Origin of the sequence: Brevibacillus centrosporus (assembly GCF_046622605.1) — a bacterium.
GTDB lineage: Bacteria > Bacillota > Bacilli > Brevibacillales > Brevibacillaceae > Brevibacillus > Brevibacillus centrosporus.
Genome location: NZ_CP176856.1, coordinates 632,353 through 654,514, shown reverse-complemented (window position 1 = coordinate 654,514; position 22,162 = coordinate 632,353). Strand labels below are relative to the sequence as shown.

At 52.0% G+C, this 22,162-nt stretch carries 20 protein-coding genes; 6 read left to right on the top strand and 14 right to left on the bottom strand.

Annotated elements, in window-relative coordinates; all coding sequences use genetic code 11:
• Positions 1–134: 134 nt before the first annotated feature.
• Together ACLIN2_RS03545 and ACLIN2_RS03540 are read left to right on the top strand one after the other, a co-directional pair.
• The gene (locus tag ACLIN2_RS03545) at positions 135–1,322 is read left to right on the top strand and encodes an HlyD family secretion protein (protein WP_411503228.1); all 1,188 of its coding nucleotides are present in this window, start codon (positions 135–137) and stop codon (positions 1,320–1,322) included.
• Positions 1,306–2,433: an ABC transporter permease gene (locus ACLIN2_RS03540; protein ID WP_411503227.1), complete on the top strand. Its 1,128-nt coding sequence runs from the start codon at positions 1,306–1,308 to the stop codon at positions 2,431–2,433. Before ACLIN2_RS03545 ends, ACLIN2_RS03540 begins: the two co-directional genes overlap by 17 nt.
• A gap of 71 nt (positions 2,434–2,504) precedes the next feature.
• Here ACLIN2_RS03540 and ACLIN2_RS03535 read toward each other — a convergent pair whose 3' ends face one another.
• The 6 genes from ACLIN2_RS03535 to ACLIN2_RS03510 form a co-directional block, all read right to left on the bottom strand.
• Complete coding sequence (locus tag ACLIN2_RS03535) at positions 2,505–3,212, bottom strand: ABC transporter ATP-binding protein (RefSeq protein ID WP_092267402.1); 708 nt, start codon at positions 3,210–3,212, stop codon at positions 2,505–2,507.
• Between the two features lie 15 nt (positions 3,213–3,227).
• Positions 3,228–4,004, bottom strand: coding sequence for an ABC transporter ATP-binding protein (locus tag ACLIN2_RS03530; RefSeq protein WP_092267403.1), 777 nt, complete (start codon positions 4,002–4,004; stop codon positions 3,228–3,230).
• An 18-nt stretch (positions 4,005–4,022) separates the two neighbouring features.
• Positions 4,023–5,306, bottom strand: a complete 1,284-nt coding sequence (locus tag ACLIN2_RS03525; RefSeq protein ID WP_092267508.1) for a branched-chain amino acid ABC transporter permease — start codon at positions 5,304–5,306, stop codon at positions 4,023–4,025.
• A 9-nt stretch (positions 5,307–5,315) separates the two neighbouring features.
• On the bottom strand, positions 5,316–6,269 hold the full coding sequence (locus ACLIN2_RS03520) for a branched-chain amino acid ABC transporter permease (protein WP_122926792.1): 954 nt from the start codon (positions 6,267–6,269) through the stop codon (positions 5,316–5,318).
• A 245-nt stretch (positions 6,270–6,514) separates the two neighbouring features.
• Positions 6,515–7,777: a branched-chain amino acid ABC transporter substrate-binding protein gene (locus ACLIN2_RS03515; protein WP_400588093.1), complete on the bottom strand. Its 1,263-nt coding sequence runs from the start codon at positions 7,775–7,777 to the stop codon at positions 6,515–6,517.
• 294 nt (positions 7,778–8,071) lie between these two features.
• Complete coding sequence (locus ACLIN2_RS03510) at positions 8,072–9,826, bottom strand: adenine deaminase C-terminal domain-containing protein (RefSeq protein WP_411503226.1); 1,755 nt, start codon at positions 9,824–9,826, stop codon at positions 8,072–8,074.
• A 184-nt stretch (positions 9,827–10,010) separates the two neighbouring features.
• On the opposite strand from ACLIN2_RS03510, the gene ACLIN2_RS03505 reads away from it, so the two are divergent.
• The 4 genes from ACLIN2_RS03505 (at position 10,011) to ACLIN2_RS03490 (ending at position 12,499) form a co-directional block, all read left to right on the top strand.
• A complete protein-coding gene (locus ACLIN2_RS03505; RefSeq protein WP_411503225.1) occupies positions 10,011–10,595 on the top strand; it encodes a YgaP family membrane protein in 585 nt (194 codons plus the stop codon).
• A gap of 12 nt (positions 10,596–10,607) precedes the next feature.
• Positions 10,608–10,742 (top strand): EYxxD motif small membrane protein, encoded by a 135-nt coding sequence (locus ACLIN2_RS03500; RefSeq protein WP_258957623.1) that lies wholly within the window; start codon positions 10,608–10,610, stop codon positions 10,740–10,742.
• A gap of 87 nt (positions 10,743–10,829) precedes the next feature.
• Positions 10,830–11,273: a MarR family winged helix-turn-helix transcriptional regulator gene (locus ACLIN2_RS03495; protein WP_400588090.1), complete on the top strand. Its 444-nt coding sequence runs from the start codon at positions 10,830–10,832 to the stop codon at positions 11,271–11,273.
• An 11-nt stretch (positions 11,274–11,284) separates the two neighbouring features.
• Complete coding sequence (locus ACLIN2_RS03490) at positions 11,285–12,499, top strand: MFS transporter (RefSeq protein WP_400588089.1); 1,215 nt, start codon at positions 11,285–11,287, stop codon at positions 12,497–12,499.
• Positions 12,500–12,558: 59 nt separating this feature from the next.
• Here ACLIN2_RS03490 and purD read toward each other — a convergent pair whose 3' ends face one another.
• The 8 genes from purD to purQ all read right to left on the bottom strand — a co-directional run bounded on the left by purD (position 12,559) and on the right by purQ (position 22,162).
• Positions 12,559–13,839, bottom strand: a complete 1,281-nt coding sequence (gene purD / locus ACLIN2_RS03485; protein WP_411503224.1) for a phosphoribosylamine--glycine ligase — start codon at positions 13,837–13,839, stop codon at positions 12,559–12,561.
• Positions 13,840–13,874: 35 nt separating this feature from the next.
• The gene (purH, locus tag ACLIN2_RS03480) at positions 13,875–15,422 is read right to left on the bottom strand and encodes a bifunctional phosphoribosylaminoimidazolecarboxamide formyltransferase/IMP cyclohydrolase (protein WP_327929509.1); all 1,548 of its coding nucleotides are present in this window, start codon (positions 15,420–15,422) and stop codon (positions 13,875–13,877) included.
• A gap of 221 nt (positions 15,423–15,643) precedes the next feature.
• Positions 15,644–16,015 carry a hypothetical protein gene (locus tag ACLIN2_RS03475; RefSeq protein WP_328210959.1) on the bottom strand — a complete coding sequence of 124 codons (372 nt, stop codon included), beginning with the start codon at positions 16,013–16,015 and terminating at the stop codon, positions 15,644–15,646.
• A gap of 150 nt (positions 16,016–16,165) precedes the next feature.
• The gene (purN, locus tag ACLIN2_RS03470; protein WP_328210960.1) at positions 16,166–16,774 is read right to left on the bottom strand and encodes a phosphoribosylglycinamide formyltransferase; all 609 of its coding nucleotides are present in this window, start codon (positions 16,772–16,774) and stop codon (positions 16,166–16,168) included.
• Complete coding sequence (gene purM, locus ACLIN2_RS03465; protein WP_400588088.1) at positions 16,768–17,808, bottom strand: phosphoribosylformylglycinamidine cyclo-ligase; 1,041 nt, start codon at positions 17,806–17,808, stop codon at positions 16,768–16,770. Before purM ends, purN begins: the two co-directional genes overlap by 7 nt.
• Before the next feature lie 34 nt (positions 17,809–17,842).
• The gene (purF, locus tag ACLIN2_RS03460; RefSeq protein WP_092267415.1) at positions 17,843–19,261 is read right to left on the bottom strand and encodes an amidophosphoribosyltransferase; all 1,419 of its coding nucleotides are present in this window, start codon (positions 19,259–19,261) and stop codon (positions 17,843–17,845) included.
• Complete coding sequence (gene purL / locus ACLIN2_RS03455; RefSeq protein WP_411503223.1) at positions 19,246–21,489, bottom strand: phosphoribosylformylglycinamidine synthase subunit PurL; 2,244 nt, start codon at positions 21,487–21,489, stop codon at positions 19,246–19,248. Before purL ends, purF begins: the two co-directional genes overlap by 16 nt.
• A complete protein-coding gene (gene purQ / locus ACLIN2_RS03450; RefSeq protein WP_411503222.1) occupies positions 21,470–22,162 on the bottom strand; it encodes a phosphoribosylformylglycinamidine synthase subunit PurQ in 693 nt (230 codons plus the stop codon). The genes purL and purQ overlap by 20 nt, the downstream gene beginning before the upstream one ends.

The window sequence follows — 22,162 nt, the reverse complement described above, 5'->3', positions numbered from 1 at the left end:
ATTTATGAACAGAACAAGCCCATGTTGATTATTGAACTCCTTTTTCCAGTGGATATAATGGAAATGCACTCCATGATTATTAATGAACAAGGTGTTGCTTTTCTATCTATTCGATCCAAAGGAGAGGAAAATCGGTGTCGAATAATAAGCGAATCATCCCTTACCTCCTCGTGCTCGCCGCCCTCGGTACAGGCGGAACACTCATGGCCATGAACGGCACCGACACAGTGACGATGGCATCCACCGAAAAAAACACCCTGTTGACCGCAGACACGGTGAATGCAGCTTTTCAAGGAGTGGGCGGCAAGATCACGTCCATCTCTGTTGTAGAAGAGCAGCCCGTCAAAAAGGGCGACATCCTCATGAAGCTCGATACGGCAGACATCGACCTGCAAATCCGCAAAGTACGCGCAGATATGGAGCAGCAGGATGTACGGATTAAGCAAGCAAAGGAAGCTCTCCAAAACGGGTATGCCAAAATTAGCACGCAGGAAGAACAGGCACGCATCGGAATTGCAGCCGCTCAAGCTTCCGAAAGCTTATTGAATCAAGGAACGCGCGCCGAAGATCTCGAACGGCAGAAGCTCGCTTTGGAAGCAGCCCGCCAAGCATTGGATTTAGCGACTGTCAATTACGAGCGGACCAAAGCCCTCTTCGATAGCGGCGCTGTCTCTTCGGCTGCTCTCGATACGGCGAGCAATCAGCTACAGTCGACGCAAAACAGCGTGGCCCAGCAGCAAGCACTCCTGGAAAAGCTGCAGTCCGGCGCAACCAGCCAAGAGCGCCAGCAAGCACGCCTCCAGACCGAGAAAGCCAAAACCTCCATGACACAAACCTCGCAAGCCCGGCTCGATCTGCAAAACAGCGCCTACAACATCGATCTGCTCGTCGCACAAAAGGAAGCATACGCCATTCAACTGCAAGCGCTAGAGCTGCAAAAGCAGCGCATGGTCCTTCCTTCTCCTGCTGATGGCAAAGTAACGCGCATCGTTCCCAAAGTCGGCGAGATCGTTGCGGCGGGAGCCCCTGTCGTCGTCGTGGAATCCGATCAGCTTTACTACAATCTGTATGTAGACGAATCCCAGATCCATCACTATCAAGTCAACGGCCAAGTCGTTGGGCGTATTGTCGCCTTGAATCAGGATATCAGTGGAAAAGTACGCTACATAACTTCTGCTCCCCAATACGCCAGCATGCGCATGAGCCGGGAGAAGGGCCAATCGGATGTAAGCTCCTTCCTGGTTCGCGTCGATGTGCCACGCTCCCCGTCGCTACTGCCAGGAATGACCGTGGAGGTGAATACGGGTGCGAACCATCCTTGATGAGTGGACACACATCCTCCGCGGCAAATTCGTCATCCTGATCCTGATTGTCCCGCTCGTGGTTGCCGCGGTATTTGGTTACATTTTTCAAAATGGCACCGTGAACGAAGCTTCTTTAGCGGTCGTCGATCAGGATCACAGCCTATACAGCCGCCAGCTGTTGAGCAAGCTCGATGCCTCTCAATATCTTCAGGTTAACGGTGTCTTTGACAACTACATCGAGGCAGACCAGCTCCTCTACAACGAAAAGTATTCCGGCGTCCTTTATCTTCCCGCGGGACTGGAGTCTGCCTATCTGCAAGGAAAGCCAATTAACGTCGGCCTGTATCTCGATATGACGTTGACCGCCAGCGCCAACAGCATACGTACAGGAGTAAGCGAGGTCATCGGGATGGAAAACGGCACGAAAACCGGTCCGTCTCCACTCACTCTGGAACAGCGCTCTCTCTATAATCCGACCAGTCAAACCGTCATGAGCTCTGTCATGATGTTCGTCAATGTCGTCCTGCTCGTTCTGCTCGGCATCAACACCATCACGATCGTTCCACGCTTGCGGGAACAGGGCAAGCTGGAAGAGGAGCTGAAACACCCGGTAGGCATTGTTTTACGTGTCGTTCCTTACGCTTTATTAGGCTGCATCTCCTGCTACCTGGTCATCGGAGTCCTGAAACAAGTGGGCGGCCTGCGCTTTGAGGCACATGTGCTGCAAATCTTCCTGCCCTTCTTTTTGTACACCCTATGCACCTGCCTCTTGGCTATGCTGATCGGCTGGACAGCTCCTGTCCCTGCGAAGGCCGCCGGACGCATCGTGATGCTCATCATGCCTTCCTTTTTGCTCAGCGGTGGTCAGGTGCCCGTCGCCTTGCTTCCTGAACTGCTTCAATGGGTAAACAAAGCGATTCCGCTATCCCTTCATTTCCAGATTTTACGCGGTCTCGGCTATAAAGGCGGCGACATCCGCTACTTTATCCCCGAGCTCGGCCATTACTTGATCCTGATCAGCGTCATTCTGCTTGGCATCTTCCTCCTGGTGGTAAAGGAGTGGAACAGACAGTCCAGTGAGCAAGCCGAGACTTCCTCGCCCATTGCAGAACCTGCCGGAAATAGCTGATTGCCCTTATCCCGCAAAAAAGCCTCGTGTCCACTCTCGGAACACGAGGCTTTCTCTGTTTTCATCTCTCGTTACGCCAAGTACGCCTCGCGAACCTGCGGATTTGCCAGCAGAGTCTGCGCATCGTCCTTCAAAATAATCTCACCCGTCTGGATCACATAGCCGCGATGGGCTACGGACAAGGCCTGATTCGCGTTTTGTTCTACCAAGAGGATCGTCATGCCCTCTTTGTTCAGCTCGGTAACGATGTCAAAAATCTGCTCAACCAGAATGGGCGCCAATCCCATCGACGGCTCATCCAGCATCAAGATTTTTGGTTTCATCATCAAACCGCGAGCGATCGCCAGCATCTGCTGCTCCCCGCCGGACATCGTTCCGCCCTTTTGATTGATCCGCTCTTTCAGACGAGGGAAGTACGCAAAAGCGCGTTCCACTCCTTCGTCGATCACTTTTTTGTCTGTGACGGAGAATGCCCCCATCTCCAGGTTTTCCCGTACAGTCAGCTTGGGAAAAATACGACGTCCTTCCGGCACATGTGCGATTCCCATCAGAGCAACATCGTGGGTACGCTGTGCCGTAATATCCTTGCCATCAAAAATGATTTTGCCTTCGCGGGCACGCGTCTGGCCGCAGATCGTCTTCAGTGTGGTCGATTTCCCCGCACCGTTCGAACCAATCAACGTCACGACTTCACCCTGTTCAACTGAAATGGTCAAGCCTTTCAACGCGTGGATGCCGCCGTAATAGGTGTGAATGTTATGCAATTCCAACAATGCCATATTCGTTTCCTCCTCCTACGACACTTCCGACGCGCTTTTTCCGAGATACGCCTCGATCACGTTCGGGTTGTTGCGGATTTGCTCCGGTGTTCCCTCGGCGATTTTGCGTCCGTAGTCCAACACGTGAATATATTCGCTGAGGCCCATGACCAGCTTCATATCGTGCTCGATCAGAATGATCGTCAGGTCCAGCTCGCGCTTCAAGCGGCGAATGAACTCAGTCATCTCTACCGTCTCGCGGGGGTTCATCCCGGCTGCTGGCTCATCCAGCAAAATGATGCTCGGGTTGGTTGCCATCGCGCGGGCAATCTCCAGACGCCGTTGGAGACCGTATGGCAGACTGCCTGCTGCCTCATTGGCAACATGCGCGATTCCGACGTACTCCATCAGCTGATACGCTTCTACGCGAGCCTTTTCTTCCTCTTCCCGCACACGCTTCGTATTGAACAAGATTCCAAGCAGCCCAGCGGACAACCGGCTGTGCACACCCACCATGACGTTTTCCAATGCCGTCATTTCCTTGAACAGACGAATGTTTTGAAACGTCCTCGTAATTCCGCGGCTTGCGATTTGGTCTGGGCGAAGTCCCTTGATGCTTTTTCCGTTCAGCAGGATTTCGCCTTCATCGGGCTCGTAAAAGCCTGTGATCATGTTAAAAAAGGTCGTTTTGCCGGCACCATTCGGGCCGATAACAGCCGTAATGCTACCTGTTTCAATCGAAATCGAAACGTCCTGGTTGGCAACCAGTCCACCAAAGCGCTTCGTCAAGTTTTTCGCTTCTAACAATGCCATGTTATTCCCTCCTTGTCCCTACGACTGTTTGCCCGAAGAAATTTGGGAGATCTTGCTGAGAATCCCTAGCTTCACTTGGCCAAACTTGCTCGCTTTGATTGCATCCAGATCGTTTTTCTTCCGTTTCGCCGGGATCAGACCGTTCGGACGATACAAGGCCACGAGAATCAACATGATCCCAAAGACGAGACGCTGGAACTTGGATGGGTCCAACTGGTTCGGCAAATTGATGATGCCTGCCTGCTGCAGCGAATGCAGGAAGTTGGAGAATTCCTTCAAGAGCTGTACCTGCAAGATGGTTACGAAAGCTGCCCCCAGTACAACACCTGGGATGCTGCCGCTGCCACCCAGAATGACCATCACGAGAATTCCGATCGACTCCATCAACGTAAAGGATGTAGGGTCGATAAAGGTTTGCTTCGCTGCGAAGATGACACCGACGACACCTGCAAAGGATGCCCCTGTCGCAAAGGCAGCGAGCTTCGTGTTCAAAAGCGAAATCCCCATCGATTGGGCTGCCAGTTCGTCTTCGCGAACCGCAATCCATGCACGCCCCAGACGGGAATGCTCAAAGCGGATATTAGCCAGTACGATAAAGGCAATGACGAACAATACGATAAAGTAAAAGTAGAACGGCGTACCCATCTTGAAGCCGAACAGCTCCGGTGACGGAATTGGCGTGATCCCTTGAGGACCATTCGTGATGTTGATCGGTTTGTCCAGGTTATTGAAAATAATCCGAATAATCTCCCCAAAGCCCAGTGTAACGATAGCCAGATAGTCACCTTTTACACGGAGTACGGGCAAACCGAGCAAGACCCCAAATACGGCTGCGACAATCAAGCCGACAATCAGGAACGGCCAGAACCACTCCCCTGACAGCGGGAACAGGTTGCCTGCAATGAACTCATTGGCTTGCGACGTAGAGAAGATCGCGTAAGCATAGGCACCTGCGGCAAAGAACGCCACATAGCCCAGGTCAAGCAAACCAGCAAAGCCTACTACGATGTTCAGACCGAGCGCCATCGCCACGTAGATCCCTACCTGCGAAGCTACCTCCATGTAGTAGCGGTTGTCACCCGCGACCAACGGAATGACGATCAGCAGCACCAAGGCACCGATCACCATTTTGATTGCTTTGGATGTATTCGTGTAATAAACCAGAACGATCGAGGAGAGAATCCCCAGGAATGCGATAACGGACTTATCCAGGAAGTGCAGGGATGCTGCAAATGCTGCGATCCAAATCAGCGTGACGAAAAGTGGTATGCCTTTGAACGATTTCCATTTCATGTTTGCCATCCTGATCACCTACACTTTCTCTTTCACAGCTTCGCCAAACAGCCCTTCCGGCTTGAAGAGAAGCACGAGGATTAGAATACTGAATGCAAACACGTCTTTGTACTCGGCACCGAAAGCCCCGTTCGTCAATGGCCCCATGTACGCTCCCGAGAGAGACTCCAGCAAGCCGAGCAGCACTCCCCCTACCATGGCACCGCGAAGATTACCGATACCACCCAAGACCGCTGCAGTAAATGCCTTCAAACCAAGAATGAAGCCAATATACGGGTCGATCGTTCCGTAGTTTTGGGCAAACAGAACACCTGTCGCTCCCCCAAGACCCGAGCCGATCAAGAATGTCAGCATGATAACCTTGTCTACATTTATAGTCATCAGCGATGCCGTGCTTCTATCCTGTGCTACGGCGCGCATGGCGATTCCCCACTTTGTTTTGTTCACAAACAGAGTCAAAGCCACCATCATTACAATCGCAATTACAATTACAACCAAGCCTTTTGCCGGTATCGTGGCGATGCCACCCAAAGAGATCGGAGTAGTGAAAAGAGTAGGAGTGTTCAGATAAAACTCGTTGCGAGCCAACGCTTCTGTAAAACGAACCAGGTCCTGCAGCAAAAACGATACGCCAATAGCAGAAATCAATGGAACCAGACGAGGAGCTCCCCGAAGTGGTCGATAAGCCACTCTCTCAATTAGAACACCCAGTGCCCCAGTAACAGCCGTAGCAATCACTAAGGTAATAAATAAGGCAACAAACGGATTCATGCCTTCAAGTGCTCCCAGTGCGTCCGTGATCAGCAATACCTCTGTCCCCACGAAAGCACCCACCATGAAAATTTCCCCATGAGCAAAGTTGATAAATTCCAAAATACCGTAAACCATGGTGTAACCAAGTGCTACAACAGCGTACATGAAGCCAAGCGTTAAACCGTCAACCAGCACCTGAGGCAAAATGTTGAGCAGCATGCTTTTCCATCCCTCATTTCTTCGTAAACTTGTAGAAATTTTCTGCATTCAATATTGCAAGTGACGAATGCCCATAAAATTTGTCGAGGTCTGCCCAAACGGTGCGACCCGGTGTCAGAGGATGGCAACTCTCTCTGAATCAGGTAGTTCTCCCACACAGCACATCCTTTTTAAGTAAAATAAGGGGCGCACATCATGTGTCGCCCCTTATTTCGATGAGGCTGAAGGTCTACGATGTCAGATGCTTACTGTGCCTTACCTACAAAGTTGGATTTGTCTTTGTCGTACTTATAAATAAATACGTCAGCGTTGGTGTTATCACCTTTGTCGTCAAAGGTAACTTTTGTAAATTGACCTTGGAAATCTTTTGTTTTGTGCACGGAATCGAGGACTTGCTCACGAGTAGGCTTATTGCCGCCATTCGCTTTGATTGCTTCCAGCACACCGTTGAGGATGACGTTCATGGAGTCATAGCCGTAAACGGAATAGGTTTCGAGAGGTTTGTTCGTGGTTTTTTTGTACTCGTCTGCCCACTTCTTGCCCTCTTCGGTTTGCGTCACGTCACCGGCAACAGACGTGAATACTACACCTTCAACGGCAGGACCAGCGATTTTAATCATATCAGAAGAGTCCAAGCCATCGCCACCCATAAAATATCCCTTGTAGCCTTTTTCACGGGCTTGTTTTACTAAGATACCACCTTCTGGATACAATCCGCCAAAAAAGATGATATCTGGATTTTTCGCCGTTACTTGGTTCAGTACCGCACTGTAATCTTTCTCGCCTTGAGTGATTCCTTCGTAGCCGAGCATTTGCACGCCATCTTTTTCAAATTGCATTTTCACTTGATCGCCCAGACCTTGGCCGTAAGCTGTCTTGTCATGGATGATGAATGCTGTTTTTACGCCCAACGTGTTTTTCGCGTACATCGCAGCTTTTGGTCCTTGTGCGTCGTCACGCGCACAAATGCGGTGTACGGTTTTCTTTCCTTCTTCCGTCAGCTTGACCGCGGTATTCGCGGGAGACACCATGACCAGCTTGCCTTCTTCGTACTTCACGGACGAAGGAATGGCAACACCGGAGTTCAAGTGCCCAACTACACCGTATACATCAGGGTCGGAAATCAGCATTTCCGCATTCGATACCCCGATTTTCGGGTCAGCCTGGTCATCCTGAGGGAAAAGCTGGATGTCAAAGCCCAATGCCTTGAATTCTTCCTTCCGCTTGTTCAGAGCGTACTCTGCACCCGTCTTGATCGCGTCCCCGAGGGAGGACTGGTTCCCGGAGAGAGGGGTTTGCGTTGCAATTTTGATAACTCCACCATTTGCAGGAGCTGCTGTACCGCCACTACTTCCGGAAGTGCTTGGCTGTGTCTGTGCCGGCGGTGTGCTGCTGCCGCCGCTTGCATTGTTTCCTCCTGCTGAGCTGTTACCACCTGCGCAACCTGTCAACGCAACGCTTGCTACCAATACCGCAGATAGAATGCTGATGTGAGAGCGCTTTTTCATGCGGAATTGAATCCCCCTTTAATATTTCTTTATTTTTGGTTTTTCCCAGCCCAGCTCTTTCCTTTACCAGGTTGCGACTTTGTAAGCACTTCTTCTAATAGGTATAAAGATAGATATGGCCTGGTTCTTCTTTATTGTAAAATAAATCGAAAAATTTACAAGAGAAAAAATATAATTTTAAGATACATGGTTAACCAATACATACTCATCGATTTTGGAATCAGATTGAACTTAAAATAATATATCATTGCTTTCACGTGGCAAAGCATTAACTTACGAATAAAAAGCTTCCACTCAAGGGAGTGGAAGTGATGGAATCACGATTCGACTGCTTTTGACATCGACTATGCCGTCTGCTGTCAAACGCGCGTACGGCAAGTGGGTCGCGGTGAAAAATAACAGGGAGTAGATTGGATCGAAATGCCTATACCCTTTTTCCTGCAGCAGCTCTGTTAACGCCACTGCCATATCTATAACCTCTGGCATAGGGGCGTCTGAAAACTTCCCTGCCAAAGGCAGCGGGCATTCGCAGACGATTGCTCCTCGATCCATGAGGACAATCCCCCCGCCCATTTCCCGGACTCGCTTTAGTGCTGCCGTCATAGCATTCGGATCGCGCCCGATGACGATCCATTCTCCTGATGCCGTATAGCTGCTCGCCAACCCCTCTAGATCCCGTCCGTACCCCCGCAGCACCGCAGCGCTCCGCCTTTGCCCGACAGGGTCAATCAGCACGAGAAAGGCAAGCTCTGGATCGTCTTGAATGGAAACATCTCCACGCTCGTCTGTGGGCAGCTCTTCCATTTCCAATCGCGTGATGACAGCATTGAGCATGTGAACCACAGGTGCTTTTCCCTCTATCGGTTGCAGCCGGAACCACTCTGCGCAAGTCCGCTTCTCTAACGGGTCAAATGCCGGGAACGAGCAGTCTTGCCACCTTTGTTCGACAGTCGGCACGAGAATCTCACCGCCTTCTGCCGCTCGTACCCCATTGGCAAAGACGACGGCAGGTGTCGGATCATGTTTATCCGATAAAAGCAGCATATCGGCGATTCTTCCCGGTGCAATGCCGCCTATTTCAGCGTCGAGCCCGTAGTAAACGGCCGGATTCAGCGTTGCCATGACGTACGCTTCTTCCGCTGGCATGCCCGCTTCGATCGCCACCCGAATCGTTCCGTCCATCAATCCGTTTCGATGCATCGGAGGCGTGCTGCCGTCTGAAGTCAGCATCATTCGCGAGGACCACGGAAGTCCCAGCTCGAGCCAGCCTTTGACTAGATCAGGCAAGTCCGGGCGAATCGAGGAGTGCCGCAGCGTTGCATACATCCCGAGCTGCAGGCGAGACAAAAGGTCTTGTGCCGTGATCCCCTCGTGACAAGCCGTGATGCCTGCGGCTCCCGCTGTATTAAGCGTCTCCACCGAGGCACCCGGGTGATGGCCCTCCATGCGTTTGCCCAAGTCGCGTGCGTGCTTGAGTCCAAACAGGATTTTCTCGTCCTCCCCCAGAACCCCTTGCCAGTCTGTCAACTCTCCGCCTTGCACAACAAGCGGGTGCTCCAGCATCCGTGTCAGGCCTTCCCGTGTAAACTTCCGATGTTCTTTTCCTGTCTGCGGGTCTAGTCTCGCCCAATAGTATTGCTTCACAGGATGAGCAGAGAGCGATTCCATGATCGACGACACCTGGCTAAAGGGCAGGTTCATCAGCATCAGCGTATCGGAAACCAGTGTAGTCGTCCCTCTTTGCAGCGCAAAATCAGCGAGCGTATACGGGTTGTACCATTGAAAAGGGTGGGCGTGCGGCTCGAAGTATCCCGGCACCAGGTATTGCCCGCTTGCATCCACAATTTGCGTATGCTCATCGACCAGCGGCTCTTTTTCCCCTACATAAGCGATTCGATCACCGGAAGTGACTACATGGACGTTTTGCCACGATTTTGTATAGACATTCAAAACTTGCGCACCACGAATCCATATTGTGGCCGGCGAAAGCCTTCTGCTGACGCGGATCAGTTGCAAATGGGCCTCTGCAGATATCGGTCTTACACGCATTTTCTCTCTCCTCCTCGTCTTTTTCTCCACCAACTGAATGCTCATTCATTACGATCACTTACTCCTTCGCCGCTAAAAGACAGGAGTCCTGCTCGCCTCCTAGCAACAATTTCCGGGGGTGTATCCCTTCCGAACAACAAAAACTATCCCTAGAAAAAAGGATTCGCATAGGAGGCAGATTGCGATGCATAAGAACCTCGGAACAACAGATGCCATCATCCGAATTACCGGAGGACTTTTGGGACTGGCTTACGGCATCGGCAAAATGAGCCGACGCCCCTACAATGCCCCTTGGCTTCTCATGGCTTTTTCCGCAATGAAAGTGGCTGAGGGTGTGACCAGACATTGCATGATGTACCGCGCTCTGGGCATCAATACTGGCTCGGAAAAAGGAATGCGGGGAATGCAGGACATGATCGCCCAAGCGAAAGGCAAAGGCTTTCAAATGGTGATGGGTCAGGTAGCTCGTACCTTGAACGCCCGAAAGAATGTAGAGACGAAGGCAAGCAGCACAGAGAACAGCAAAGCGAGCTCTGCTCCTTCTATGAAACAAAATCATGATGGTTCCAATGGCCCTCACCTGTCCCCTGAGGATGAGCTTATGGAAAAAGCAGCGAGGGAATTCGTATCGTTTCGCTCAGAGGACAAGGAATCCAAGGCTACATCAGCCTCCGCTTCGAACACGTCCTCCTCTACAGAATCGACAACCGAGAAAAGTCAATCCGAACACTACAGTCACGACGAGCATCGATATCCAACCTATTCCTAGGAGGAGAAGGGCATGCTGAACGGACCTCCGCTTTACGAATGGCTTTCCCACAACCTGTTTGTCATCGCTGCCATAGTCGGGGTAATCGCTGTGATGGGCTATTTCGTCTATGCGAGCTCCAAAAGAAAAGGAAGATACCGCCAATAATTTTTGGCGGTACTTTTTCTTTGCAAAATTACTTGTTTAGCATATAATTGTCACAGCAAGTATTTTTAATGAAAGAAGGATCGACCCTTGAACGACTACTGGCAGGATGAATCCATTGGTTTTCTGATGGGCAAGACGTATCGGAAAATCGTCATGCATGTCACCACCTATCTGCGGGAATTTGATTTGACCCCGGAGCAGTTTTCTGTTCTTTTTTGCTTGAGCAAGCAAGAGGGCATCAATCAAAAAGAGCTGGCAATCCGCACCACCAAGGACCAGCCTACCATTACACGAATTCTTGACGCTTTGGCAAAAAAAGGCTTCATCGAGAAAAAGCTCAGCGAGACGGATCGGCGTGCTTATTTGCTCATGCTCTCTGACAAAGGACGGGAATGGATTGAGCTCGCGACACCTGCTGAAGCAAAGGCCATTTCGGAGGTAGTCGACGGGATGAGCGAAGAGGAGCTGCAGATACTAAGGCAAACCTTGATCCGAATTGCCGAGAACGTAAACAGACATACAAGAGAATAGGAGTGTCATCTGTGGGAGAACAGCGAGAGAAACTGTGGTCTAAGGATTTTATCCTGATCACACTGAGTAACTTCTTTTTATTTCTGATCATTCAAATGCAATTACCTACCTTTCCTACTTACGCAAAGGAAACTTACTTAGCTAATGACTTTACAGCAGGTTTAACTGCCAGCTTTTTCGCTTTAGGGGCAGTCGTTGCCAGGGTATTTACGGGCGAGTGGTTGAAGAGTAAAAGCAGTAAGAGGATTCTGATCGTTGGCTTGTGTATAGTCGGTCTTACAACCGCCGGGTATTATTGGACCAGCTCCATGACTCTTCTGCTCATCATGCGCGCCCTGTTTGGTTTCGGATTCGGGATCAGCAGTACTACTCTCCCAACGGTCGTGACGAATGCGATCCCTTCCAAACGGTTAGGAGAAGGGATGGGCTACTACGGTCTGTCGCAAAGCCTTGCGCAAGCTTTGGGTCCGATGATCGGACTTGGCGTTCTGTCCGCGTTTGGTTTTGGGTCCATGCTGTCCGTTGGCGTGGCTGCTATCGTGTTGATTTTCCCGATCGTCTCCATTATTCGCGCTTATAGACAGCCTACTTTGGGCGCACATGCGCAGGAAAAGGGACTGAAACGGTTTTACGACAGAAAAATTCTGCTGCCCGCTTTCCTGAATTTTTGCATGTCCGTCACATACGGCGGGTTGGTTAGCTTTCTCGCCCTTTATGGCAGAGAAGCAAATATCGAGCACATCAGCTGGTTTTTCCTCTGCAACGCGGTCGCAATCGTCCTCGTTCGCCCCATTTCTGGCAAGCTTTTCGATAAAAAGGGGCATATCGCCGTCTTTCCTCCGGGAGCCATCTTCATTATTCTCGGCTTGATCGGTCTATCCTATGTAAAGAGCGATGTGATCCTCATTATCTCCGCTCTCTTGTACGGTGCTGGCTATGGATGCATCCAGCCGTCTACCCAAGCCTGGATGGTAAAAGAAGTGAAGCCGGAGCAACGCGGTATGGCCAATGGCTTCTTTTTAAACTCCATCGACTGCGGGATCGCTGTCGGCTCCATCCTGCTCGGCACCATCGCTGCACAAACCAGCTACGCGATGATGTACCGTTTGTCGGCGCTTTTAATGGTGTTGTTTTTGATCGTTTATTTTCTGGCGAGACTGTCTGCTGTCAAGCAGCGCAAACGTGCCTCTGTCCCTGTCAGCGTAAGCCAGAACATCGAAGCATAGTCTCATTTAGCGAATACGACAGCAGCCCAGGCGCGAAAATGCCTGGGCTGCTGCTTTTGTTATCGGCTGTTATTTTGATGACGCATTGCTTTTGCGGCAATGTCTGTCCGATACTGCGCTCCCTCAAACGAGATGGCCTGCACCGTTTCATAGGCGGCTGCGCGCGCTTTCTCCAGATCTTCTCCCGTTGCGGTCACACCCAACACGCGTCCGCCACTGGTGACGATGCCCTCTTCGGCAGCCTTCGTTCCTGCATGGAAAACGGTAACGTTCTCTCCTGTGCGATCCAAGCCTTCAATCAGCTGACCTTTTGGATAGTCCCCCGGATAACCCGGAGCTGCCATCACAACACATACAGCGCTGCCTTTTTTCCACTTCACATCAACGGTATCCAGCTCACCCTTGATGGTAGCGACTACGATCTCCAGCAGGTCTGTCTCGAGCAAAGGCAGTATCACCTGCGTCTCGGGATCTCCAAAGCGCGCGTTGAATTCCACCACTTTCGGACCTTGCTCCGTAATCATTAAGCCGGTGTAGAGAATGCCTTTGAACGGAATTCCGTCTTGCGCCATTCCTTTTGCCATCGGTTTGACGATCGTCTCCACGATCTGGTCAACCAGCTCCTCAGACATTTGCGGAACCGGAGCGTACGTCCCCATGCCCCCTGTGTTCGGGCCGCGGTCATCGTTGAAAATTCGCTTGTGATCCTGAGAAGTGATCATCGGCTTGACAGTTTCTCCGTCGACGAAGGACAGCAAGGAAAGCTCCTCGCCAAACATGCACTCCTCGACGACCACACGCGTGCCTGCTTCCCCGAAAATACTCTCCTCCATGATCTGGCGAAGGGCTTCCTCTGCCTCTTCCAGCGTTTCGGCTACGACGACGCCTTTTCCGGCTGCCAGGCCATCGGCTTTGATGACGATTGGTGCACCTTGCTCACGCACGAAGGCGATTGCCGATTCGTAGTCAATAAAAGATTCATACGCCGAGGTCGGGATGTTGTAGCGCATCATCAGGCGTTTGGCAAACGATTTGCTGCCTTCGATCATAGCCGCTCTGCCATTTGGACCAAAGATCGGCAGGTTGCGTTCCTCGAAAAAGTCTACGATGCCTCCCAAGAGAGGATCTTCTGGGCCGACAACCGTCAAGTCGATCCCTTCGTCTTTGACAAACTGGGCCAGTGCCGCGAAGTCATTGACACCAATCGGTACATTTTGAGCGATTTGCGCAGTCCCGCCATTTCCCGGCGCGCAATACACCTTTTTCACCTGCGGGCTTTGCAGCAGCTTCCATGCAATCGTGTGCTCACGACCGCCACTGCCGATTACCAGAACATTCATCGTATTTCCTCCTGTGCTAGAGGTCATGCGCTCTATTAGTGTTTGAAGTGACGAGTACCTGTGAAGATCATGGCAATCCCAAAGCGATTGCAAGCGTCGATAGACTCTTGGTCACGTACCGAGCCGCCTGGCTGAATAATCGCTGTAATCCCGGCTGCTGCCGCTGCTTCAACCGTATCAGACATCGGGAAGAAGGCATCAGAAGCCAATACAGAGCCTTTTGCCAGATCGTTGGCCTGCTCGATCGCGATCTTCGCGGAGCCGACGCGGTTCATTTGACCTGCCCCTACACCGACAGTCATGTTGTCTTTCGCCAGCAAAATGGCGTTGGACTTCACATGCTTGACTACTTTCCAAGCAAATTTCAGCTGTTCCATCTCTTCCGCAGTTGGCTCGCGATCCGTCACGACACGAACTTCGGATTCCTCCAGCTGTTTCAGATCGTAATCCTGAACCAAGGCGCCGCCAGCAACAGGTGCTACGCGGAAATGATTCGCTTTTACCGAAGCCTCATTCAAGGTAGGGATGCGCAGGAGACGCAGGTTCTTTTTCTCGGTCAATACAGCCAGCGCTTCTTCTGTAAAGTCTGGTGCGAGGATAATTTCCAGGAAGATCTCTTTCATCGCAAGTGCCGTGTCACGGTCAATCGTGCGGTTGGCTGCGACGATACCGCCAAAGATGGATACGGCATCTGCTTCGTATGCTTTCTGATAAGCTTCGCGAATGGTTGTCCCGATTCCTACTCCACAAGGGTTGGAATGCTTGATCGCCACAACAGCCGGCTCCGTGAACTCACGGACGATCGCAAGTGCTGCATCTGCGTCGTTAATATTATTGTAAGAAAGCTCTTTGCCATGCAGCTGCTCCGCGTATGCGATACTTGCAGTGCCCGCCAGCGGCTCGCGGTAAAAGGCTGCACGTTGGTGCGGATTTTCGCCGTAGCGCAGGTCTTGTGCCTTCTCATAGGTCACTGTGAAGCTCTCTGGCAAGAGCTCGCCCACCTGTTCGCTCAAGTAACGGGAGATGAGGGCATCGTACGCTGCTGTGTGACGGAATACTTTCGCAGCCAGTTTGCGGCGAGTCTCAAGCGTCGTGTCCTGGTTCGCTTCAATCTCGGATGCCACTGTCTCGTAATCAGCCGCATCGACGACGACACTGACAAACGCGTGGTTTTTCGCAGCGGAACGCAGCATAGTCGGTCCGCCAATATCAATATTTTCAATTGCCTCTTCAAATGTAACATCTGGCTTGGCAATGGTTTCTTTAAATGGATACAGGTTCACGACAACCAGATCAATGGTCTCGATCGCAAGTTCTTTCAACTGCTTTTGATGAGCTTCATTATCGCGCACAGCCAGAAGACCGCTATGGATATTCGGATGCAGCGTTTTGACGCGGCCGTCCAGAATTTCTGGAAACCCGGTTACTTCGGAAATGCCGATGACAGGAACACCCGCTTCCTTCAAGAGAGAAGCTGTACCTCCGGTTGAAATGATCTCTACTCCGGCAGCAGCCAGACGACGAGCAAACGGTATCAATCCTGTCTTGTCAGAAACGCTGATCAACGCTTTTTTCACACTCACGGATAGAACCTCCTGGACTTTTGGATAGTTTACCTCAGAAAACCACTACGAGGCTGTTCTTCGATGCTTGGTTGCGTATTTTTCAAACAAAACACGAACATTCCATTCCTATTAAAACATAAATGTACGTTTTCATCAAGGTTTTCGTCAGGCAAAACAAATGCAGCCGCCTGTGCTTGTTCTGCACTCGCGACTGCTTTTTTCTATCCATATGCACCTATTTACCGGTTTTTCTTTTTCTTGGCCGACAACTTTTTCACACGTTGCGCGAGTGAAAGCGGCTTGCCTCTTCCTGCTGCCGGCTTCGGTTTTTTGACTTTGCTCCGCTTCCCTTTGACGTCCTTGCGCATCAGGCTTCCCAGCTCATCCATCGTCAGGGATTTTCCGCTTTTCATCCGTTCCTTCACTTTTTCCTTTGTTTCTTCCGGAACATTCAGCCCCATATCGGACAGCTCACTCATGACCGCGTCTATGTCCTGGGAGCCGCCTTTCGGGAATTTTTCGGCAAGCTTCATAATGTCGGCCAGTGTCCATTCCCGCCCTGTCTTCTTGCTTAGCTTGCCCAGCAAATCGGCAACAAAATCTCCGCTCAAATGGGCCCCTCCTCGATTACGGCTTTGCTCTTCTATTCACCATATGTCGAGAGACTCCATTTGGTTTGCTATCTCCACGCTTGTCATGGTTTCACGAAAACGAAAAAAGCGCTTGTTCCAAGAACGTAAGCGCCTTTCCTACCTATTGAATTACACCAGCTGGACATGGCGTCCTTCCAGCTTCACTCGTCCTTCTACCAACCAGCCGATCACGTCTACCAAAAGACCATGCTCGACCTCATGGATGCGCGCCGCCAATGTTTCCGCTGTATCGTTTTCCTGCACGGCTACGGGAATCTGTGCGATGATCGGCCCGGTATCCAGTCCGGCGTCCACCACATGTACCGTTACCCCCGTAATCTTTACCCCGTATGCCAGTGCCTGACCAACCGCATCCTTGCCCGTAAATGCTGGCAAAAGGGACGGATGCAGGTTGATAATGCGGCCTTCATAGGCAGCAAGCAGCGTCTCTCCAACCAAGCGCATGTAACCAGCCAGGACGACGAGAGAAACACCGCGCTTTTGCAGCTCTGCCACGATCTCGGTCTCAAATGCCGTTTTATCCGCATACGCTTTTGGCAGAAACACAAACGCCTCAATACCGAGACGCTCTGCGCGCTCCAACACTTTTGCTCCCGGCTTGTCGCAGATGAGCAGCGAGACCTCCACACCCTTCAGTCGTCCGCTTTGTACGGCTTGCACGATCGCTTCAAAGTTCGAGCCGCTGCCCGAGGCGAAAATGGCTACCTTTTTCACCATTCCACCCCGTTGTATACGACCTTGCGTTCACCCGCCTGAATATTTCCGATCAGGTAAGGCTTTTCTCCGAGCTCCTGCAGTTTCTCGATCACTGGGACAGCATCCTCTTGTTTGACAACCAGCATCATGCCAATCCCCATATTAAACGTTTTGTACATGTCCGGATAGGAAATGCCGCCCGCTTCCTGAACGAGAGAGAAGATCGGCAGTACAGGCCAGGAACCGACATCGATCACAGCTTGCGTACCTTCTGGAAGGACACGCGGGATGTTTTCGGTGAAGCCGCCGCCTGTAATATGCGCCAGCGCTTTGACTTCAAACGATTCCAGGACGGAGAGAACCTGCTTCACGTAAATGCGGGTAGGGGTCAACAGCTCTTCGCCCAGCTTTTTCCCAAGCACATCTACATGATCGTGCAAGGACATGCCTTTGTCCGCCAGAAGCACCTTGCGCACGAGAGAAAAACCGTTGCTGTGCACGCCGCTGGACGCCAGGCCAATCAACACATCGCCTGCTGCGACAGTAGAACCGGTGATCATCTTGCTCTCGTCTACAACACCTACGGTAAAGCCAGCGATATCATACTCGCCTTCCGAATACATGCCCGGCATTTCCGCCGTTTCCCCACCGATCAGGGAACAGCCTGCCTGGGAGCAGCCATCTGCAATCCCTTTAACGATCGCTTCGATCTTTTCCGGAATCACTTTATCGACAGCCAGGTAGTCGAGGAAAAAGAGCGGCTCTGCCCCTTGCACAACCACGTCGTTCACGCACATTGCTACAGCGTCAATGCCAATGGTATCGTGCTTATCCATCGCAAATGCCAGCTTCAGCTTTGTGCCGACACCGTCTGTACCCGATACGAGTACCGGCTTTTCGTATTTCTTTGTATCCATGCGGAACAGCGCACCGAAGCCGCCCAAATCGGTCAGCACCTCGGGACGGAATGTCCGTTTTACGTGTTTTTTCATGCGCTCGACAGCTTCGTTCCCCGCGTCGATATCTACGCCTGCTTGTTTGTATGCTTCACTCATCGTTTCTCCCCCTTGGACGAGGTGCTAGCCTGCCCTAGCACTTGAGCGCTGGCAACGCTTCTTCAAAATCGATTTCAGTCGGGTATTGTCCGGTAAAGCAAGCAAGACAATGGCCTCTATTCGGAGCCGAGTCTTCGCGGCCGATCGCTTCGAGCATTCCTTCTACAGACAGGAACGAAAGCGAATCTGCCTCGATAGCCAGGCGGATTTCCTCAATGGATTTGGTAGCCGCGATCAACTCTTCACGAGACGAGGTGTCAATGCCGTAGAAGCACGGATTCATGACAGGCGGAGAGCTGATGCGTACATGGACTTCTTTTGCACCCGCTTCACGCAGCATACGGACAATGCGGTTGCTCGTAGTACCACGAACGATGGAATCGTCAATCATCACGACGCGTTTGCCTTCCACTACCTTGCGTACAGCAGACAGCTTCAGATGAACCGCGCGTTCACGCAGCTCCTGGCTCGGTTGAATAAACGTACGGCCTACATAGCGATTTTTGATCAAACCGATCTCATAAGGAATACCTGTCGCTTCCGCAAACCCGATAGCAGCGGAAGTACTTGAATCGGGTACCCCGATGATGACATCTGCATCAATGGAAGCTTCTTTGGCAAGCTGCTTGCCGAGGCGTTTGCGCGCCATGTGCACGTTGATCCCGTCGATATCGCTGTCGGGACGTGCGAAGTAAATGTATTCAAAGATGCACATCGAGCGCTGTGTCTTTTCAGTGTGCGAGGTTTCTACAATGCCGTTTTCATCCACGATAATGAGCTCGCCTGGTTGAACATCGCGCCAGTACTCGGCACCGATGATGTCAAACGCACAGGTTTCAGAAGCGACACAGATGGCGTCTCCCAATCGACCAAGAGACAGCGGGCGCAGCCCGTTTGGATCGAGAGCGATCACCAGCTGATTTTGGTTCATGACACACAGCGCATAGGCACCTTTAATGTGCTGCAGGGCATCTTTTACCGCGCCCGGCAGATCAGGACGCTCCGAGCGTGCAATCAGATGGGCGATGACTTCTGTGTCACTGGTTGTTTGGAAAATGGAGCCTTTTGCTTCCAGCTCTTTGCGGAGTACAGCCGCATTCACTAGGTTTCCGTTGTGCGCGACGGCCATGCTGCCCTGTGCGTAGCGGAAAAAGAGCGGCTGCGCGTTTTCGATTTTGCTGGAGCCTGCTGTGGTATAGCGTGTGTGTCCAATAGCGATGTGACCTTTGAACTTCTCCAGATCGCCTTTGCCAAACGCTTCCGATACGAGGCCCATTCCACGGTGCTTATACCACTTCTCGCCGTCGGAGGCGCAGATACCTGCGCTCTCCTGACCGCGATGCTGCAGAGCATGCAGCCCCAAGTAAGTCAGCTGGGGAGCTTCCTTGTGGTTGTAGATGCCAAAGACGCCGCATTCTTCATTCAGTTCGTCCCAGATTACCCGATCAAACATGGAATCGCATCCTTCCAGGCTGCTTTCACCTCTTGAATCGAAGCGTTGACCGCTTCTGTACCGTTCACGTTGATCACCAGTTTATCTCCGCCTGTCGTTCCGATTTGCTTCGCTGGCACACCATGCTGCGCTGCCAAAGCAAGCAGAGCCTGCGCCTTGCCCTCGGATGTACTGAGCAAGATACGGGATTGCGACTCACTAAACAAGAGAACGTCTGGACGCAGTTCGGATTCCAGAGACACCTTCGCACCGAAGCCCTCTCCGAAGCAGGATTCTGCCAGGGCTACACCCAGACCGCCTTCAGACAGGTCGTGAGCAGACTTGACGAGGCCTTGACGGATCGCAGCCAGCGTCGCCTTTTGAACAGCTGCTTCTTTCGCCAGATCGATTTGCGGCGGACGGCCCGAGATAGCGCCTGTCGCCAGCTTTTGATATTCGGAGCCGCCCAGCTCCGCGAATGTCTCACCCAACAGGATGATCGCGTCGCCTTCGTGCTTGAAGTTTTGCGTAGTGATGTGATCCACATCCGTGATCAAACCAACCATACCGACAGTAGGAGTCGGGTAGATCGCGTCGCCGCTGCGCTCGTTGTAGAAGGATACGTTCCCGCCGATGACAGGGGAATCCAACGCTACGCACGCTTCGCTCATCCCTTCGCACGCTTGTTCAAACTGCCAGAACACCTCAGGCTTTTCCGGGCTGCCGAAGTTCAGGCAGTCTGTGATCGCCAGTGGCTCTGCTCCGGAGCAAACGACGTTACGAGCCGATTCGGCTACCGCAATCGCGCCGCCTACTTTTGGATCGAGGTAAACATAGCGTCCGTTGCAATCCGTGCTCATCGCCAGCGCCTTGCGCGTGCCGCGAACCATCACGACCGCTGCGTCAGAGCCAGGCTTGACTGCGGTGTTTGCACGCACGATGTGATCGTACTGCTCATACACCCACGATTTGTTCGCTACAGTAGGCTGAGCGAGCAAGCTTTTCAGCGTTTCGTTCAGGTCAGCAGGCTGGCTGATAGCCGCTACTGCATCCACATTCGCATTTGCTTCATAGTAAGCAGGTACTGCCGATGGACGGTGGTACACAGGCGCTTCATCTGCCAGGCTGTTTACAGGTACTTCAGCAACGACTTCGCCTCTGTGCAGCAGGCGCAGCAGGCTGTCTTCCGTTACTTTACCCACGACCGCAGATGCCAAGCCCCATTTATCGAAAATCGAAATCGCTTCTGCTTCCTTGCCTTTTTCTACGACAACGAGCATGCGCTCTTGGGATTCGGAGAGCATCATTTCGTAAGCAGACATGCCTGCTTCACGCTGTGGAACGAGATCCAGATTCATTTCGATACCGTTGCCCGCTTTGGAGGCCATCTCGGAGCTGGAGCTGGTAAGACCCGCTGCACCCATGTCCTGAATCCCTACGACGATCCCAGTGTCGATCAGCTCCAGGCATGCTTCGAGCAACAGCTTTTCCATGAACGGGTCGCCCACTTGTACAGCTGGACGCTTTTTCTCCGATTCTTCGGTGAGCTCTTCGGAAGCAAAGGTCGCTCCGTGAATACCGTCGCGTCCCGTGCTGGAGCCTACGTAAATGACGGGGTTGCCAATACCGGAAGCCACACCCTTTTGAATCTTGTCATGGTCGATGAGGCCGACGCACATCGCGTTTACCAGCGGGTTGCCTTCATAGGTCGGGTCGAAGTTCACTTCGCCGCCTACTGTCGGGATCCCGATGCAGTTGCCGTAGCCAGCGATACCAGCAACCACGTGTTCAAACAAATATTTCACGCGAGGAGTTTTCAGTTCCCCGAAACGAAGCGAGTTCAATACCGCAATCGGACGAGCACCCATGGAGAACACGTCACGGATAATACCGCCCACCCCTGTCGCTGCACCTTGGTAAGGCTCGATTGCAGATGGGTGGTTATGGCTTTCGATTTTGAATACAACCGCTTGCTTGTCGCCGATGTCTACGATACCGGCACCTTCCCCTGGACCTTGCAGAACGCGTGGACCCTTGGTAGGGAAACGGCGCAAGACAGGCTTGGAGTTTTTGTAAGAGCAGTGCTCCGACCACATAACGCTGTAAAGACCAGTCTCTGTCCAGTTCGGCTTGCGGCCGATGATGTCTACAACGCGTTGGTATTCTTCATCCGTCAGACCAATCTCGCGGTAGAGCTTCTGATCGGCAATTTGTTCGGCTGTCGGTTCTTTATGCGTGAGTTGTGACACTGCTTTTTTCCCTCCACGTCTTCAGGATCGAGGTAAACATACGGCGTCCGTCATCGGAAGTCATCCAAGTGTGGACAGCACGCTCTGGGTGAGGCATCATACCGAGCACGTTGCCACGCTCGTTGCAAATGCCCGCGATATCTTCAAGAGAGCCATTCGGGTTTTCACCGTGATAGCGGAAGACGATCTGGCCATTGGCTTTGAGCTTTGCCAGTGTCTCTTCATCACAGTAGTAGTTTCCTTCGCCATGAGCGATCGGAATATGAATTTCTTCCCCAACCGCATAGTCGCGGGTAAACGGGGTATCGTTGTTTTCCACGCGCAGCGCAGACAGCTTGCAGCGGAACTTGAGGGAACGGTTGCGCAGAAGAGCTCCTGGCAACAGTCCGACTTCGGTCAGGATCTGGAAACCGTTGCAGATCCCCATAACCAGCTTGCCTTCCTCTGCTGCTTTCACTACTTGTTCCATGACCGGCGAAAAGCGGGCGACGGCGCCACAGCGCAGGTAATCTCCATAGGAGAAGCCGCCTGGCAACAGGATCGCGTCATATGGAGAAAGATCTGTATCCGAGTGCCATACGTAATCTACCGGCACTCCCATGACGTCTTCAACCGCGTTGTACAAATCGATGTCGGCATTGGAGCCGGGAAAGACGATAACCGCTACTCGCAT

Bases quoted from the DNA above. Each gene is read 5' to 3' on its own strand.
- ACLIN2_RS03535 (WP_092267402.1), bottom strand. From the start codon at position 3,212: ATGGCATTGTTGGAATTGCATAACATTCACACCTATTACGGCGGCATC.
- ACLIN2_RS03530 (WP_092267403.1), bottom strand. From the start codon at position 4,004: ATGGCATTGTTAGAAGCGAAAAACTTGACGAAGCGCTTTGGTGGACTG.
- ACLIN2_RS03525 (WP_092267508.1), bottom strand. From the start codon at position 5,306: ATGGCAAACATGAAATGGAAATCGTTCAAAGGCATACCACTTTTCGTC.
- ACLIN2_RS03520 (WP_122926792.1), bottom strand. From the start codon at position 6,269: ATGCTGCTCAACATTTTGCCTCAGGTGCTGGTTGACGGTTTAACGCTT.
- ACLIN2_RS03515 (WP_400588093.1), bottom strand. From the start codon at position 7,777: ATGAAAAAGCGCTCTCACATCAGCATTCTATCTGCGGTATTGGTAGCA.
- ACLIN2_RS03510 (WP_411503226.1), bottom strand. From the start codon at position 9,826: ATGCGTGTAAGACCGATATCTGCAGAGGCCCATTTGCAACTGATCCGC.
- ACLIN2_RS03505 (WP_411503225.1), top strand. From the start codon at position 10,011: ATGCATAAGAACCTCGGAACAACAGATGCCATCATCCGAATTACCGGA.
- ACLIN2_RS03500 (WP_258957623.1), top strand. From the start codon at position 10,608: ATGCTGAACGGACCTCCGCTTTACGAATGGCTTTCCCACAACCTGTTT.
- purD (WP_411503224.1), bottom strand. From the start codon at position 13,839: ATGAATGTTCTGGTAATCGGCAGTGGCGGTCGTGAGCACACGATTGCA.
- purN (WP_328210960.1), bottom strand. From the start codon at position 16,774: ATGGTGAAAAAGGTAGCCATTTTCGCCTCGGGCAGCGGCTCGAACTTT.
- purM (WP_400588088.1), bottom strand. From the start codon at position 17,808: ATGAGTGAAGCATACAAACAAGCAGGCGTAGATATCGACGCGGGGAAC.
- purF (WP_092267415.1), bottom strand. From the start codon at position 19,261: ATGTTTGATCGGGTAATCTGGGACGAACTGAATGAAGAATGCGGCGTC.
- purQ (WP_411503222.1), bottom strand. From the start codon at position 22,162: ATGCGAGTAGCGGTTATCGTCTTTCCCGGCTCCAATGCCGACATCGAT.